This is a genomic window from Flaviramulus sp., assembly GCF_982512915.1.
This window is the reverse complement of the sequence record NZ_CEWOCJ010000006.1, coordinates 94,916-111,194: the sequence shown is the minus strand read 5'-3', so window position 1 is coordinate 111,194 and position 16,279 is coordinate 94,916. Positions and strand designations below refer to the sequence as shown.

At 31.2% G+C, this 16,279-nt stretch carries 15 protein-coding genes; 9 read left to right on the top strand and 6 right to left on the bottom strand.

Going from position 1 to position 16,279, the window contains the following annotated elements; translation table 11 throughout:
* The first annotated feature begins 15 nt into the window (after positions 1-15).
* The 5 genes from AC1XJX_RS06160 to AC1XJX_RS06140 are packed head-to-tail and all read left to right on the top strand — an operon-like array spanning position 16 to position 5,192.
* Complete coding sequence (locus AC1XJX_RS06160; protein WP_482003094.1) at positions 16-1,101, top strand: CNNM domain-containing protein; 1,086 nt, start codon at positions 16-18, stop codon at positions 1,099-1,101.
* Complete coding sequence (locus tag AC1XJX_RS06155) at positions 1,101-1,598, top strand: methylated-DNA--[protein]-cysteine S-methyltransferase (protein WP_482003093.1); 498 nt, start codon at positions 1,101-1,103, stop codon at positions 1,596-1,598. The genes AC1XJX_RS06160 and AC1XJX_RS06155 overlap by 1 nt, the downstream gene beginning before the upstream one ends.
* A gap of 52 nt (positions 1,599-1,650) precedes the next feature.
* Positions 1,651-2,802: a serine hydrolase domain-containing protein gene (locus AC1XJX_RS06150; protein WP_482003092.1), complete on the top strand. Its 1,152-nt coding sequence runs from the start codon at positions 1,651-1,653 to the stop codon at positions 2,800-2,802.
* On the top strand, positions 2,799-3,512 hold the full coding sequence (locus AC1XJX_RS06145) for a 3'-5' exonuclease (RefSeq protein WP_482003091.1): 714 nt from the start codon (positions 2,799-2,801) through the stop codon (positions 3,510-3,512). Before AC1XJX_RS06150 ends, AC1XJX_RS06145 begins: the two co-directional genes overlap by 4 nt.
* The gene (locus AC1XJX_RS06140; RefSeq protein WP_482003090.1) at positions 3,513-5,192 is read left to right on the top strand and encodes an ABC transporter ATP-binding protein; all 1,680 of its coding nucleotides are present in this window, start codon (positions 3,513-3,515) and stop codon (positions 5,190-5,192) included. It abuts the gene before it with no gap.
* A gap of 380 nt (positions 5,193-5,572) precedes the next feature.
* Here AC1XJX_RS06140 and AC1XJX_RS06135 read toward each other — a convergent pair whose 3' ends face one another.
* From AC1XJX_RS06135 to trhO, 6 genes are all read right to left on the bottom strand, one after another.
* Positions 5,573-6,226, bottom strand: a complete 654-nt coding sequence (locus tag AC1XJX_RS06135) for a CoA transferase subunit B (RefSeq protein WP_482003089.1) — start codon at positions 6,224-6,226, stop codon at positions 5,573-5,575.
* Positions 6,227-6,229: 3 nt separating this feature from the next.
* On the bottom strand, positions 6,230-6,931 hold the full coding sequence (locus tag AC1XJX_RS06130) for a CoA transferase subunit A (RefSeq protein ID WP_482003088.1): 702 nt from the start codon (positions 6,929-6,931) through the stop codon (positions 6,230-6,232).
* Positions 6,932-7,048: 117 nt separating this feature from the next.
* On the bottom strand, positions 7,049-9,388 hold the full coding sequence (locus AC1XJX_RS06125; protein ID WP_482003087.1) for a penicillin-binding protein 1A: 2,340 nt from the start codon (positions 9,386-9,388) through the stop codon (positions 7,049-7,051).
* A 65-nt stretch (positions 9,389-9,453) separates the two neighbouring features.
* Positions 9,454-9,960 (bottom strand): gliding motility lipoprotein GldH, encoded by a 507-nt coding sequence (locus tag AC1XJX_RS06120; protein WP_482003147.1) that lies wholly within the window; start codon positions 9,958-9,960, stop codon positions 9,454-9,456.
* The gene (locus AC1XJX_RS06115) at positions 9,944-11,128 is read right to left on the bottom strand and encodes a PSP1 domain-containing protein (RefSeq protein WP_482003086.1); all 1,185 of its coding nucleotides are present in this window, start codon (positions 11,126-11,128) and stop codon (positions 9,944-9,946) included. Before AC1XJX_RS06115 ends, AC1XJX_RS06120 begins: the two co-directional genes overlap by 17 nt.
* Before the next feature lie 162 nt (positions 11,129-11,290).
* Positions 11,291-12,364, bottom strand: a complete 1,074-nt coding sequence (trhO, locus tag AC1XJX_RS06110) for an oxygen-dependent tRNA uridine(34) hydroxylase TrhO (protein ID WP_482003085.1) — start codon at positions 12,362-12,364, stop codon at positions 11,291-11,293.
* A gap of 287 nt (positions 12,365-12,651) precedes the next feature.
* Here trhO and recA point away from each other — a divergent pair, with 287 nt between their 5' ends.
* The 4 genes from recA to AC1XJX_RS06090 all read left to right on the top strand — a co-directional run bounded on the left by recA (position 12,652) and on the right by AC1XJX_RS06090 (position 16,255).
* Positions 12,652-13,653, top strand: coding sequence for a recombinase RecA (gene recA / locus AC1XJX_RS06105; protein WP_482003084.1), 1,002 nt, complete (start codon positions 12,652-12,654; stop codon positions 13,651-13,653).
* A gap of 106 nt (positions 13,654-13,759) precedes the next feature.
* Positions 13,760-14,167: a hypothetical protein gene (locus AC1XJX_RS06100; RefSeq protein ID WP_482003083.1), complete on the top strand. Its 408-nt coding sequence runs from the start codon at positions 13,760-13,762 to the stop codon at positions 14,165-14,167.
* Between the two features lie 30 nt (positions 14,168-14,197).
* The gene (locus tag AC1XJX_RS06095; protein ID WP_482003082.1) at positions 14,198-14,740 is read left to right on the top strand and encodes an RNA polymerase sigma factor; all 543 of its coding nucleotides are present in this window, start codon (positions 14,198-14,200) and stop codon (positions 14,738-14,740) included.
* On the top strand, positions 14,741-16,255 hold the full coding sequence (locus AC1XJX_RS06090; RefSeq protein ID WP_482003081.1) for a porin family protein: 1,515 nt from the start codon (positions 14,741-14,743) through the stop codon (positions 16,253-16,255).
* Positions 16,256-16,279 lie beyond the last annotated feature (24 nt).

Sequence of the window (16,279 nt, the reverse complement as noted above, 5' to 3'; positions counted from 1 at the left end):
TTAAATTCATTTTTAATGAGCACATTAATTTTTTGGGCAACCATTTCTATTTTCTTTTCCTTTTTATGTTCTATTCTCGAAGCTGTTTTATTAAGCGTCACACCAACGTTTATAAACCTAAAAAAACAAGAAGGTAAAGACTATGCCTTAACTTTAGAAACACTAAAAAAAGATGTAGATAAACCATTAATTGCCATTTTAACACTTAACACCATTGCCCATACTTTAGGCGCTATGATGGTCGGTATTGAAGCTGAAAGTTTACCTTATAAAATTGAACTTTTTGGCATTAATACAGTTGGTATCGTATCGGCAATTATGACACTTTTAATTTTAGTAGCATCAGAAATTATACCTAAAACAATAGGCGCTACTTACTGGAAAAACCTTGCTAACTTTACAGCAACAGGATTAACTATTTTAATTTTTCCTTTAAAATGGACGGGTATTTTATGGCTTTTACAACTTACTACAAAATTAATTGGAGGTAAAGGTCATGGTAGTATTTTAAGCAGAGAGAGTTTTATCGTTATGACCGATATGGCACATAAAGAAGGTGTTTTTCAAGAAAATGAAAGTAAGATTATTAAAAACTTATTAAACTTTAAAGAAGTATTTGCAAAAGATGTGATGACACCAAGAACGGTGATGCTAATTGAAGACCAAAACACCACTGTTGAAGATTTTTTCAAACGCAATTTAAACCTCCGTTTTTCTAGAATTCCCATTTTTGAAGACACACCCGATAACATAAAAGGATTGGTTTTAAAAGATGAAATTTTTAAAGAAATGGCGCTTGATAATGGTCATAAAAAATTAAATGATTTAAAACGAAATATTATCATTGTTGATAGAGAATTACCAATTCCAAGTCTTTTTGAGCAGCTAGTGGAATCTAGAAACCATATGGCATTAGTAGTAGATGAGTATGGAAGTGTGAGCGGTTTAGTAAGTATGGAGGATGTTATTGAAACCCTTTTGGGCATGGAGATAATGGATGAAAGTGATAATGTTTCAGACCTTCAACTGCTTGCGAGAAAAAGCTGGGAATCTCGTGCTAAAAAGCTTGGTATTATTGAAAATAATACGCTAGAAAACTAATGGAAACCTGTATCATCAATTCACCATTAGGATTTACAAAAATTGTTGGTGACGAAGATGGTATTGCAGCAGTAACTGTGTTAAATGACATCAAATGCTCTGAAGAAAAATCAATTGAAAAAATAACAGACATTATTCCGGTTGAACTTGAAGATTGTGTGATTCAACTTAACGAATATTTTGAAGGTAATCGCACAAAATTCGACCTTAAATTAAATCCTCAAGGAACAGATTTTCAAAAAAAATTGTGGAAAGAATTAGAAAAAATTCCATATGGAAAAACAGTTTCTTATTTAGATTTATCAAAACAATTAGGTAACATTAAAGCCATAAGAGCAGTGGCTAGTGCTAATGGCAAAAATCCTATTTGGATTATAGTACCATGCCATCGTGTTATAGGGAATGATGCGAGTTTAACCGGATATGCAGGAGGTTTGCATCGCAAAAAATGGTTATTAGATCATGAAAGTCCTTACAAACAACAAACGTTGTTTTAGAATTGAAAAATATAAAAAAATTCCTATATTTAATTAAACTAAACTTTTTACCATGAAATTTTTAAAAAAACTGTTTAAATGGGTTTTAATCGTTTTCGGTTTATTAATAATCCTATTATACATAACAGATACGGACTACCTGATTAAAGCTGTAAGAACCATTTACCTTCAAGGATATACAACTGCTTATTTAGAAGACTATAAGAAATTTGATAATGCTGCTATTGAAAATGGAACACCTGAGCCATGGCCTAATCACGATTCATATAATTCAGTAGAGGAGACTGAAACACTTAAGGATATTAATAAATCTAACGGAACTATTGCTTATGTTATTATAAAAAACGATAGCATTTGGTTTGAAAAATATTATGCCGGATTTGGAGAAAACTCTCAATCCAACTCCTTTTCTATGGCTAAAAGCTATGTTTCTGGGCTAATGGGAAAAGCCATTCAAGAAGGATATATTAAAAGTTTAGACCAACCGGTGAGTGATTTTTTACCAACTTTTAGTGAAGATTTAGGAAGTAAAATGACTGTAGGTGATTTATCAAGTATGAGTTCTGGCACCAATTGGGACGAAAAATATTATTCGCCGTTTTCAATCACTACTCGTGCCTATTTTGATGATGATTTAGAAAAAGTTATGCTGGGTTTAAAAGTTGTTGAAGAGCCTGGTAAAAAATTTAAATATGCCAGTGGCGATACTCAAATGCTCTCCATGGTTATTGAAAAAGCTACTGGGAAAAAAATGTATGATTATTTAACCGAATCGTTTTGGAAACCTTTAGGATGTGAAAACCCAACGCTTTGGCAAGTGGATAGTGAAGCACATGATTTGGTAAAAGCCTATTGCTGTATAGCAAGTAACGCTAAAGATTTTGCGCGTTTTGGTAAACTTTATAAAGACCATGGTAAATGGCATGGTAAACAAATATTAGATTCTGCTTTTGTAGCTAAATCTTTAAAACCAAGGTTTCCTGAAAGCCCTGAATATGGTTACGGATGGTGGCTTAAACAACAAAATGGTAAAGACTTTTTTATGATGCGAGGTCATTTGGGACAATATGTAATTGTTGAACCAAATGATAATGTTATTATTGTAAGACTTGGTCATAACAAAGGTCCTGGAGATGCAATTGCAACTTTTACGCCAGACATATCTACCTATATTGATGAGGCCTATAAAATGCTAGAAAAATGATTTCAAAACTAAACTTAGAAACTATATTATTCTTGGATATTGAAACCGTTCCAGAAACTCAATATTTTTCTGATTTAGATGAAACTAAACAAGTGCTTTGGGAACATAAATCTCAATATCAACGAAAAGATGAATTAACAGCAGAAGAATTTTATGACCATGCTGGTATTTGGGCAGAGTTTGGTAAAATAGTTTGCATTTCAGTAGGTTATTTTAATATACAAGGTGATCTAAGAAAATTCCGGGTGACTTCTTTTTATGGCGATGAAATTAAAATTTTAAAAAATTTTAAAAATCTAATTATCTCTCATTTTAGCGAAACAAAACATTTGCTTTGTGCTCATAATGGGAAAGAATTTGACTTCCCTTATATAGCAAGACGCATGATAATCAATAATATCGAGTTACCATACAAACTTAATCTTTTTGGGAAAAAACCATGGGAAGTACCTCATTTAGATACTTTAGATTTATGGAAATTTGGTGATTATAAAACCTACACATCTTTGAAATTATTAACTAATGTATTAGGTATTCCTTCTCCTAAAGATGATATTGATGGGAGTGAAGTTTATCGTGTTTATTATGAAGAAAATGAAATTGATAGAATTATAACTTATTGCGAAAAAGATACCATAGCAGTAGCTCAAATATTTTTAAGATTACGAGGTGATAACATTTTAAATAACGATGAAATTATTCATATTTAAATGGTGAAAAATCCCATTCTTAAAATAGAAAATCTATCTGTTTCATTTGGTAATAATGAGGTTGTTCATAACATCTCATATAAACTTAATAAAAATGAAATTTTAGGAATTGTAGGAGAATCAGGTTCGGGTAAATCAGTTTCATCATTAGCTATTTTGGGTTTGCTTCCTCCAAAGAAATCTAAAATAAATTCTGGTTCAATTATCTATAATAAACAAGATTTAACAACACTGTCATCTAAAGCGTTACAAACTATTCGAGGCAAAAAAATTGCAATGATTTTTCAAGAACCTATGAGTTCTTTAAACCCATCAATGACCTGCGGAAAACAAGTTCAGGAAATTCTTTTACAACATACGAATCTATCTAAAAAAGTAACAGAAAAAGAAACGCTTTTGCTTTTTGAAAAAGTAAAACTTCCAAATCCTGAGCGTGTTTATAATGCGTATCCACATGAAATTTCTGGTGGACAAAAACAACGGGTTATGATTGCAATGGCTATTGCTTGTAAACCAGATATTTTAATAGCAGACGAACCAACTACAGCCTTAGATGTTACGGTTCAAAAAGAGATTGTAAAACTTATTAAATCTTTACAAGTTGAAACTCAAATGAGTGTTATTTTTATAACCCATGATTTATCTTTAATTTCAGAAATTGCTGACACTATTTTAGTTATGTATAAAGGAGAAATTGTTGAAAAAGGAAATACAAATACCATATTTAAAACGCCTCAGCATCTTTATACAAAAGCATTAATAAACTCAAGGCCATCATTAGAAACTAGATTAAAAGTATTACCAACGATTCAAGATTATTTAAATAATACAGCAAACAAAACCATCATAACTTCTGTAGAGCGTAAACAAAAACACGAAAAATTATACAGTAATCCACCATTACTTGAAATAATAAATGTTGAAAAAGAATACATTTCACAAAGTGGATGGTTCAGTAAACTATCAAAATTTAGAGCAGTAAATAATGTAAGTTTTAAATTATACGAAGGTGAAACTTTAGGTTTAGTTGGAGAATCTGGCTGTGGAAAAAGCACCCTTGGAAATGCCATTCTTCAGTTAGATAAAGCAACAGCTGGAAAAATTATTTATAAAGGGAAAGATATTACAAAACTTACAAATTCAGAATTAAAAAGACTGAGAAAAGAAATTCAAATTATTTTTCAAGATCCCTATGCTTCACTAAATCCAAGAATTCCTGTTGGAGAAGCTATAATGGAACCCATGAAAGTTCATAAACTCTATAATTCTAATAAAGAACGAAAAGAAAAAACAATAGAACTTTTAAATAAAGTTGGTTTAAATAAAGATTATTTTAACCGATACCCACACGAATTTTCTGGAGGCCAAAGGCAACGTATTGGTATAGCAAGAACAATCGCTTTACACCCTAAATTGATAGTTTGTGACGAGTCTGTTTCAGCATTAGATATATCAGTTCAAGCACAGGTTTTAAATTTACTTAATGAATTAAAAGAGGATTATGGTTTTACTTATATCTTTATTTCTCACGACTTAGCGGTAGTGAAGTACATGAGTGACCAATTATTGGTAATGAATAAAGGTAAAATTGAAGAAATTGACGATGCAGATATTATTTACAAAAACCCTAAAAAGGAGTACACAAAAAAATTAATTAAAGCTATTCCCAAAGGATTATAACTTTTAATTTTCTACAAAAAAAATCCCGAAATTTTTTCGGGATTAAATTCTTTAAATTTTATGTAAAATTAAATTACAGCATAAATATTTTTTTAGTCAAATAAAACAAACTCTTTACAAACTGCAAATTCTCTTTTACTGTTTCTTTGAATTTGCTTTCATCATTTGTAGGTAGTTCAGGTAGATTTGTTGCAATATTCATAAGTTTAAAGTTTATGGTAGATTTGGGGGAATCTATAATTAATATTGGTTTATTTGGGCACTGCTAATGTATTACTTATATTTCAATAAATCAGTTTAAAAACATAAAAAATCGATAAAATGCATTTTAATTTAACATTTAATCGTATATTATACCTATCTAATTGAGATTTTTACTCTCAAAAAACCATTTCTGGAATAATGCCTTCAATAATTAAATCTCCTTCAGTAGCATTTTTTATATCTTCAACTGATATCCCTGGAGCACGTTCTAAAAGTTTAAATCCATAATCTGTTACCTCAAGAACTGCCAGATTTGTTACTATTTTTTTAACACAACCAACTCCAGTTAATGGTAATGTACATTTCTTTAAAATTTTAGACTCACCTACTTTATTGGTATGCATCATAGCAACAATAATATTCTCTGCGCTAGCTACTAAATCCATAGCACCTCCCATACCTTTAACCATTTTTCCAGGAATTTTCCAGTTAGCAATATCACCATTTTCTGCTACTTCCATAGCTCCTAAAATAGTTAAATCTACATGTTTACCTCTAATCATTGAAAAACTCATAGCAGAGTCAAAAAAACTTGCTCCTGGTAAGGTTGTTATGGTTTGTTTACCTGCATTGATCACATCAGCATCTTCTTCTCCTTCAAAAGGAAAAGGTCCCATACCTAAAACCCCGTTTTCACTCTGAAACTCAACCTCTATATCTTCTCTTACGTAATTGGCAACTAAAGTTGGAATCCCTATTCCTAAATTAACATAATAGCCATCTTTAACTTCTTTTGCAATACGTTTTGCAATACCTGTTTTATCTAACATTACTTAAATTCTTTGTCTTACTGTTCGTTGCTCTATACGTTTCTCGTATTTGTCACCTTGAAAAATACGTTGGACAAAAATCCCTGGAACATGAATCTGGTTAGGATCTAAAGAACCTACTGGCAATAATTCTTCTACTTCGACAACTGTGATTTTAGCAGCTCCACACATATTAGGGTTAAAATTTCTTGCGGTTCCTTTAAAAATTAAATTCCCAGCTTCATCTCCTTTCCATGCTTTAACAAAAGCAAAATCAGCTTTAAAAGCGTGTTCTAAAACGTACATTTTTCCATCAAATTCTCTTGTTTCTTTACCCTCTGCTACTTCAGTTCCATAACCTGCTGGTGTATATATTGCTGGAAATCCTGCTTGAGCAGCTCTACAACGTTCAGATAATGTGCCCTGAGGAATTAATTCAACATCTAATTCTCCAGAAAGCATTTGGCGCTCAAACTCATCATTTTCCCCTACATAAGAAGATATCATTTTCTTTATCTGTTTTTTTTGTAATAATAAACCTAATCCAAAGTCATCAACACCTGCATTATTAGAAATACAAGTTAAACCATTTAACCCAAGTTTAACTAATTCTGCAATAGCGTTTTCAGGAATCCCACTCAGACCAAAACCACCAAGCATCAAAGTCATATGGTTAGTAACGCCTTTTAAAGCTTCTTGAACATTATGAACTTTTTTATTTATCATTATAAATCATTTTATGCATCATAAAATTACGAATAATTGAACCAGAAGTCAGAGATTTTAACAAATAAAAAACCATTCTAAAAAGAATGGTTTACAATTTTAAGTTAAAAAATAAGATTATCCAAAATCTAAATCATCTAGATTTTCATCATCTTCATTATTAGTCTCTGTATCTGAAGTATTTGAACAATCAATATTTATTGAAAGATTTTCTGGAGCTAAAAAATCTTCTTTTGAAATATTTAATTCTATATCTGCATAACAACTTTTCATATATAATCCCCAAATAGGTAATGCCATAGCTGCTCCTTGACCGTAAGTTATGGTTTTAAAATGGACTGATCTGTCTTCTGCACCTACCCATACACCTGTAACTAAATTTGGCACCATGCCCATAAACCAGCCATCACTTTGGTTTTGTGTTGTTCCTGTTTTTCCTGCAATAGGATTTATAAATTCATAGGGGTAACCTGTTACAATTTCTCTGTAATCAGCTCTGTAAGCATCCGCACCTTTTCCTCTTAATCTCACTCCTGAACCACTTTGGGTAACACCTTCCATAAGTTTAACGGTTACATAAGCTGTTTCTTCGCTAATCACATCGCGAGTTTCTGGTTTAAATTGATAAAGAATAGTCCCGTTTTTATCTTCAATATTGGTGACCATTACTGGTTTAGTATAAACTCCTTGGTTTGCAAATGCCGAATAAGCCCCAACCATCTCATAGACACTAATGTCTGGTGTTCCTAATGCAATGGATGGCACCGGAAGCATTTCGGATTCTATACCTAATTTTTTAGCTAAATCAACAACGGTTTGAGGACCCACTTTATCAATTAATCTTGCTGTAATGGTGTTAACTGAATTTGCTAAAGCATCTTTTAAAGTTCTTTGTCCACCATAATCTCCTCCAGAATTTTTAGGACACCATTCCTCTGGGTTTCCAAATTTATTAGCCTCAATACAAAAAGGTGTATCTGGAAATTGATCACATGGTGAATAATGCAATTGATCAATAGCAGCAGTATAAACTAATGGCTTAAAAGTAGATCCTATTTGACGCTTACCTTGTTTTACCATATCATACTGAAAGTGTCTATAATTCATGCCACCAACCCATGCTTTAACATGTCCTGTTTGAGGATCCATGGACATCATACCTGGTCTTAAAAAAGATTTATAATAACGCATAGAATCAAAAGGCTTCATAATCGTATCTATTTCGGAAGCTTTGCCATCTATCCAAGCAAAAACACCCATTTGAACAGGCTTATTGAATGACTCAATAATTTCTTCATTTGTCTTTTTCAAATCATATTTCATATGCCTCCATCGCTCTGACTGTTTCATTGAGCGATTTAGTAAATCATTAATTTCATTAAGATCTAAATCTGAAAAGGGTGCAGTTGGATTTCTTTGTGGTATATTTTGATTAAAAAACTCAGCTTGTAACCTTGGCATATGTTTAAGAACAGCATCTTCTGCATATTTTTGCATGCGCGAATCAATAGTTGTGTAAATTTTTAAACCATCATTATAAAGATTCCATTTTGTACCATCTGGTTTTGGATTATTTTTAATCCAATCTTTCATAAAACCATCCAAATAGCCTCTAAAATAAGTTGCAATACCTTCTCTGTGAGATTCAGGTGAATAATCTAAATCCAATTCTGTATTTTGGAGCGAATCTTTTATCTTTTCATCAATAAAATCATATTTATACATCTGAGCCAAAACAACATTTCGTCTGTTTTTTACACCTTCAGGATTTCTTCTAGGGTTGTATAATGAGGAGTTTTTAAACATGCCAACTAACATGGCGCATTCTTTAATCTTTAATTCTTTGGGTTCTTTATTGAAATATATTCTGGAAGCACTACGAATACCATCGGCATTGTTTCCAAAATCGTAAATATTAAAATATTGTGCTATAATTTCTTCCTTGGTATATTGACGCTCTAAACGTATTGCAATAATCCATTCTTTAACTTTTTGCAATAAGCGTTCAACGATATTAGTAGAACCTTCGCCATGAAATAGTTGCTTTGCTAATTGTTGAGATATGGTACTGGCTCCACCACCACTACCTAATTTAAAAACAGCTCTTAGTGTTCCACGAGTATCAACACCAGAGTGTTTTTGAAAACGAGCATCTTCAGTTGCTAATAATGCATCCACTAATTGTTGTGGTAATTCATCGTAACTTACAGGTGTTCTATTATCGTTATAATAAAATTTTCCTAGTGTTTTTCCGTCTGAAGAGATAATTTCGGTTGCTAAATTAGTTTTAGGATTTTCTAAAAGTGTATGGTCTGGCATTTCACCAAAAACGCCCCAAGAACCTAATAAAAATAATAATAATATAAAAAAAATACCTCCTGAAAATAGAATCCAAAACCATCGGATATATTTTGAAAAATCTTGAGTTTGAATTGTTGTTTTTTTTGATTTTGCCATGTACTTTAATTTAATAAATACTTCTAGATAGAATTCTTAAAAATAAGAATCAACCAAAGTGACATTTAATTATCTGTTTTTTCTACTCTAAAACCCACGTCTGTTATACCTTCCAATTCTATAACACCATTTACTTTTCCATTTTCTCGCATGGCATGCTGGATATTTACTTTATAGATGCCAGGTTCTATAAAAATGAATTCAGATTCATAACCTTTATACCATAATTTATTTTCTTTAATATCGGTATAACCAGCTCCTAAGAGTTTACCGTTAGGCTCTGCCATTTTATACTCTAAAGTGTCTTTTGTTGTTTTTCCGTGTGGATAAACTATTTCAACAATTAAAAACAAATTATTGTATTTATAAGCATTTGTATTTCTTAAATTAACAAATAAATTATAAGTATTTATAGAATCTGGAGGGTTTATTTCGAAACTTATTACAGAATCTTTATGCCATTTATTAGAAACTGATTTATAGCTATCGAAAACACGATTTGAGTCGCAAGACACTAAACCTATAAAAGAAAAGATAAAAAAAAATAACATCGCATTACTTCGTATCATTATTTGTTTTTAGAGGTTTTCTTTTATTGTTTTTGTTTCTGTTATTTCGGTTTCTGTTAGATTTACGTTTATTTGATGGTTTTGGACTATCAAAACGTGTTAAACTATCTTGACCTACAACGTTCTCAAACTCTGTTTTAGTATCTTCTGTAAGGTTTGACGCATAATCTTCTAAGCTAGCAACTTTTTTATTTTTACCATTAATTTCAATAATTTCATTGGCTTGTTCTATTGTTATTTTATGCCAATTCATCCATTCTCCTTCATAAGCATACCACATATGACCTTTAAAAATATCGGTTTTTTGGCATACTGCTAAACCTTTTTCGGTTAGTAATTTTATATCTGTTTTAGGAAAACTTTTTAAAGCATCTAAATAGGTATCGAGTTCGTAATTTAAACAACATTTTAATTTACCACATTGACCAGCTAATTTTTGTGGGTTTAAAGAAAGTTGTTGGTATCTGGCAGCTGATGTACTTACCGAACGAAAATCTGTTAACCATGTTGAACAACATAATTCTCGACCGCATGAACCAATTCCTCCGAGTCTTGCTGCTTCTTGACGAAAACCTACTTGTTTCATTTCTATTCGAGTTCTAAACTCACGAGCAAAAACTTTTATAAGTTCTCTAAAATCTACACGATCTTCGGCTGTATAATAAAAAGTTGCTTTACTAGCATCGCCCTGAAACTCGATATCTGAAATTTTCATTTGAAGTTTCAAATCAATCGCATATTGACGCGCTCTTACCTTCATTGGCTCTTCTTTATCTCTTGCTTCAGACCAAATATCAATATCTTTTTGGCTTGCTTTTCGATAAATTTTTAAGGCTTCTTCAATATTTTCTGGAATGTTCTTACGTTTCATTTGAACGCGTACTAGTTCTCCCGTAAGGGTTACCATTCCAATATCATGGCCAGATTGTGCTTGAGTAGCAACAATATCTCCAATACTTAGAGTTAAATTTTCAGTATTATGATAATATTCTTTTCTGCCATTTTTATATCGTACCTCAACCCAATTGAATGGTTTTTCACCATTGGGAAGCGACATGTTGGCTAACCAATCAAAAACAGTTAGTTTATTGCAACTATCTGTACCACAAGTACCGTTATTTTTGCAGCCCTTTGGAGAGCCGTCTTTTGTTGAGCAACTAGCGCAAGCCATATATTTTATATATTGAATTCGTTAATAAATTAAATTATTACGAATGAAGGTTCTTAAAAAATATTTGAAAACCGTTGTTTTGTAATGGATTTAAAAATCGTCTATTAAAACATGTTCTCGATGTAAATATAAGATTATTCTAAAGACTAGAAACAAATAAACTTAAATGCTTTTCTTTTGTAAAACATCAAAGATATTTCTTAAGTCTTTTTTGAAAGTTAAATGGTTGGCTCTTCCTTTTTTGAATATATCATTGCTATTTCCTTGTCCTTTTCTCAGTTCCTTTTGCACTTCATATGGTAAAGCATGTATGTCTTTACAGTTGGATGAACAGCAATTATGCATCTCTTCTTTACAAGCATCACATTGAATAAATAATAAATGGCAAGCATCGTTTGCACAATTAGTATGCACATCAAAAGGTGCTCCACACTGATGGCATTGTGCTATGATAGCATCACTTATTTTTTCAGCTCTGCGTTCATCAAAAACGAAATTCTTACCTATAAATTTATTTTCGAGATTTAGTTCATTAACCTGTCTGGTGTATTCAATAATCCCACCCTCTAATTGATACACATTTTTAAAACCTTTATGCTTAAAATAAGCGCTAGCTTTTTCACAACGGATACCACCTGTACAGTACATCACTAGGTTTTTATCTTCTTTATAATTTTTTAAATCTTCTTCAATAACATCAAGTGATTCTCTAAAGGTATCAACATCTGGAGTCACAGCATTTTTAAAATGCCCAATCTCACTTTCGTAATGGTTACGCATATCAACCAAAACTGTTTTTTCATCTTCAATAAGATCGTTAAATTTCTGAGCCCCAACATGAATTCCTTTGTTTCGCACATCAAAAGTATCATCATTTAAACCATCAGCAACAATTTTATCACGCACCTTTACTTTAAGTTTTAGGAAGGATTTGTTATCTTGCTCAACTGCAATATTTAAACGAATTCCTTTTAAAAAATCTATCGTGTCTAAATTTTTTTTGAACTCATTAAAACGATCTGCTGGCAGTGATAACTGCCCATTAATGCCTTCGGATGCAACATAAATACGTCCTAAAACGTCTAGTTGATTCCAAACTATAAAAAGTTGATCTCTAAAATCTTGAGGATTTAAAATTTTGGCGTATTGGTAAAAAGAAAGTGTTAATCGACTTTTTCCTGCTTTGTCAATTAATTCAGATCTTTCTTTTGCGCTTAGTTTATTGTACAGTTGCATGCTATACTAATTTATAAGGTTAAAGAATATTTTTAAAGAAACAAAAGTACAATTTTAAAGGAATAAGTCAATTTATTGCACAAAAAAAGCACTTAATATTCTTAAGTGCTTTATTAATAAGCTTGAGTTAGTCTAATTTTCAAACCGTTTTAAGAAAATTTCATAGCAATGATTTTCTTCTTTTAAAATAAGATGCAAAATGTCTAAAAAGGTTGCGTTATAAAATTGTATTCTGAGAAAAGTTATAGTATTTTAGCATCCATTACTTCATAAAAAACAATATATAAATGAGCAGCGAAAAAGAAGCTAAATTAAAAGCACTAAAACTTACATTAGACAAACTTGATAAAGCCTACGGAAAAGGAACAGTAATGAAAATGAGTGACTCTGCAATTGTAGATGTTGATGCCATTCCATCTGGTTCATTAGGTTTAGATATTGCATTAGGTGTTGGAGGATATCCTCGTGGACGTGTTATAGAAATTTATGGCCCTGAATCTTCAGGAAAAACCACATTAACCTTACACGCTATTGCGGAAGCACAAAAAGCTGGTGGTATAGCTGCATTTATTGATGCAGAACATGCTTTTGATAGATTTTATGCTGAAAAATTAGGAGTCGATATTGATAATTTAATCATTTCCCAACCAGATAATGGTGAACAGGCTTTAGAAATTACAGATAATTTAATTCGCTCTGGGGCTATTGATATTGTAGTAATAGATTCTGTTGCTGCCTTAACTCCTAAAAGTGAAATAGAAGGCGAAATGGGAGACTCAAAAATGGGTTTACATGCACGTTTAATGTCTCAAGCCTTAAGAAAACTAACGGCATCCATAAGTAAAACCAATTGTACCGTAATATTTATTAACCAGTTACGTGAAAAAATTGGAGTTATGTTTGGAAATCCAGAAACGACAACTGGAGGTAATGCTTTAAAATTCTATGCTTCTGTTCGATTAGACATTCGTCGTTCTACTCAGATTAAAGAAACCGACGGAAATGTTACCGGTAATAAAACCAAAGTTAAAGTAGTTAAAAACAAAGTTGCCCCACCTTTTAAAACCGCTGAGTTTGATATTATGTATGGTGAAGGTGTTAGTAAAGTAGGCGAAATTTTAGATTTAGCTGTTGAACTAGATATTGTTAAAAAGAGTGGTTCTTGGTTTAGTTATGATGATACTAAACTAGGACAGGGACGCGATGCTGTTAAAGCACTCATAAAAGATAACCCTGAACTTAGTGACGAACTCGAGGCCAAAGTAAGAGGGATAATCTCTGGAAAATAGTTTAAAAATCCCGTTAATTCGGGATTTTTTAGTTTTCAACGCAACCTTTTTAAAATACAAGCATCTAAAAAGAGCAAACACTTATTAATGCCCAAATTTATTTGCTATGAAAAAAATTTTTGTACTTTGTTTTCTTGTGTTATCTATGTCGTGTAGTGTTGATAATGATGCTACTGAATTTAATTTAGAAGTTTTACCAATAGATAGTGTAGATATTCCAACGGAGTTTACACTAGGGGAAACCTATCCAATTACAGTTTCATATTTAAGACCTTCAACATGTCATAGTTTTAAAAATTTTTATTACTACAAAGAAAACAACCAACGTACTGTAGCCCCAATAACATATGTTTTTAAAGCTAATAATTGTGAAATCATTGAAAATGCATTAGTAGAAGCTACTTTTAATTTTAATGTAACTAGTAATGGATCATATATTTTTAAATTTTGGCAAGGAGAGGATGAAAATGGAGATCCTATATATTTAACCATTGAAGTGCCAGTAATTGAATGAGGTATAAGTATTAATTAATATGTGTTTAATTTGAGTTTAAATCAACTCATAGAAAATTGTAAAATTAATGATACTAAAGCACAGAGCGATTTATATAAACTCTTTTCGAGTAAATTGTTCGCTACATGCTTAAAGTATTCGCGCAACTATGCAGAAGCTGAAGATAATTTGCAAGATGCTTTTTTAACGATTTTTGAAAAAATTGAACAATATAAAAACAAAGGCTCTTTTGAAGGTTGGCTTAAACGCATAACTATAAATACTGTTTTGCAACGTTATCGCAACGAAAAAGTTTTTGATTTAATAAATGAAAACACCATTGAAGAAGTTGAATTAGAAATTGATGAAGACTCATTATCTATTGATTACCTTCTAAAAATAATTCAAGAATTACCAGACAGATACCGCTTAGTTTTTAATATGTATGTATTAGATGGCTATTCTCACAAGGAAATAGCCAACATACTAGAGATAAACATAGGAACTTCAAAATCAAATTTAGCCCGAGCTAGACAAATTTTGAAACAAACTATAGAACATTACAAAACAAAAAACCATTCACAATCACTATAAATGAATGATAAAAAACACATAGACAGGCTTTTTCAAGAAGGTTTCAAAGATTTTGAAGTCACTCCTAACGATAGCGTATGGGAAAACATTGAAAGTCAGCTTAAGGGCGAAAAGAAGAAACGTCGTGTTATACCAATTTGGTGGCGTTATGCTGGAGTAGCAGCTTTGTTATTGTTACTAATAACTGTTGGTTATTTAAATATTAGTAAGGATTCAACTATTATTCAAGTTGTTGAAAATGATGAAGTCCCCTTAGAAATTATTAATAATAAAAACAATGAATCAAAGAAGCCCAATAATGAAACCAAAACGGTTATCGCTGATAATACAAACTCAAAAGGTGACTCAGAAAAGGTTAATAATAAATCAATACAAAATAAAATAAATACTTCAAAAGAATCGGCAACAACCTTAGTATCAAATTCTAAAAATGAAAGTAAAGTTAATACCTCTTTAAAAACGAATGCTAATACTAAAAATAAAAACACATCTTCCAAAACTGACATTGCAAATCTTTCTGAAGAAAAAATAATTGATAAAGCACTCAAAAACAACATAAATTATAATACATCAGTTGCTGAATCAAACAATACAGAAAACAAAAATGATGAATCGATAATTAACAAAGAAAAAGCCGGGGAACTTTTAAAGAATACCCTAAAAAATAACAAAGCTATTGTTAATATAAAAACCACTAAAACAGAAACTAAAGCAACCCTGGAAAAAGAGAGTAAAACACTGACAATTGAAGAGGTTTTAGAAAAAAATAAAGAAGTTGTTGCAGATGAGAAAACAAGCCAAAACAAGTGGCGTATAGCCCCTAATGCTGCTCCCGTATATTTTAATACTTTAGGAGAAGGTTCATCCATTGATCCGCAGTTTAATAAAAATGCAAAAAGCGGAGATTTAAACATGAGTTATGGTATTTCTGCAAGCTATGCGATAAACAACAAACTTAGTATTCGCTCTGGAATCAATAAAGTTAATTTAGGATATAATACTAATGACGTTGTTGTTTTTCAATCTCTTGGTCCTGCTCCAACCAGTGCATTGCAAAATATAGATTCTAATAATATTTCGAATAACGGTGTCTCTGTCATTGGCTCAGGAAATTTAAATAATTCAGAAATCCCTGGAAGTTTTATAACTTCAAATACTTCCATTAATCAAGCATTGGGTTATATTGAAATTCCTTTAGAAATTCAATATACGCTGACTGATAAAAAATTGGGGGTTAATTTTATTGGTGGTTTTAGCTCGTTCTTTTTAAATAATAATGAAATCTTCTCTGAAACAGAAAATGGAATTAGAACCTTTGTGGGTGAAGCAAATAATATAAATAAATTAAGTTATAGTGCTAATTTTGGGTTAGGTTTTAACTATAAAATGACTAAAAAAATTGATTTGAATTTAGAACCTATGTTTAAATATCAGATTAATACTTTCAAAAATACTTCAGGTAATTTTAAGCCATTTTTTATTGGTGTTTATACTGGATTTGCTATTAAATTTTAGGTTTTTGGTTAGACCTCGATATTT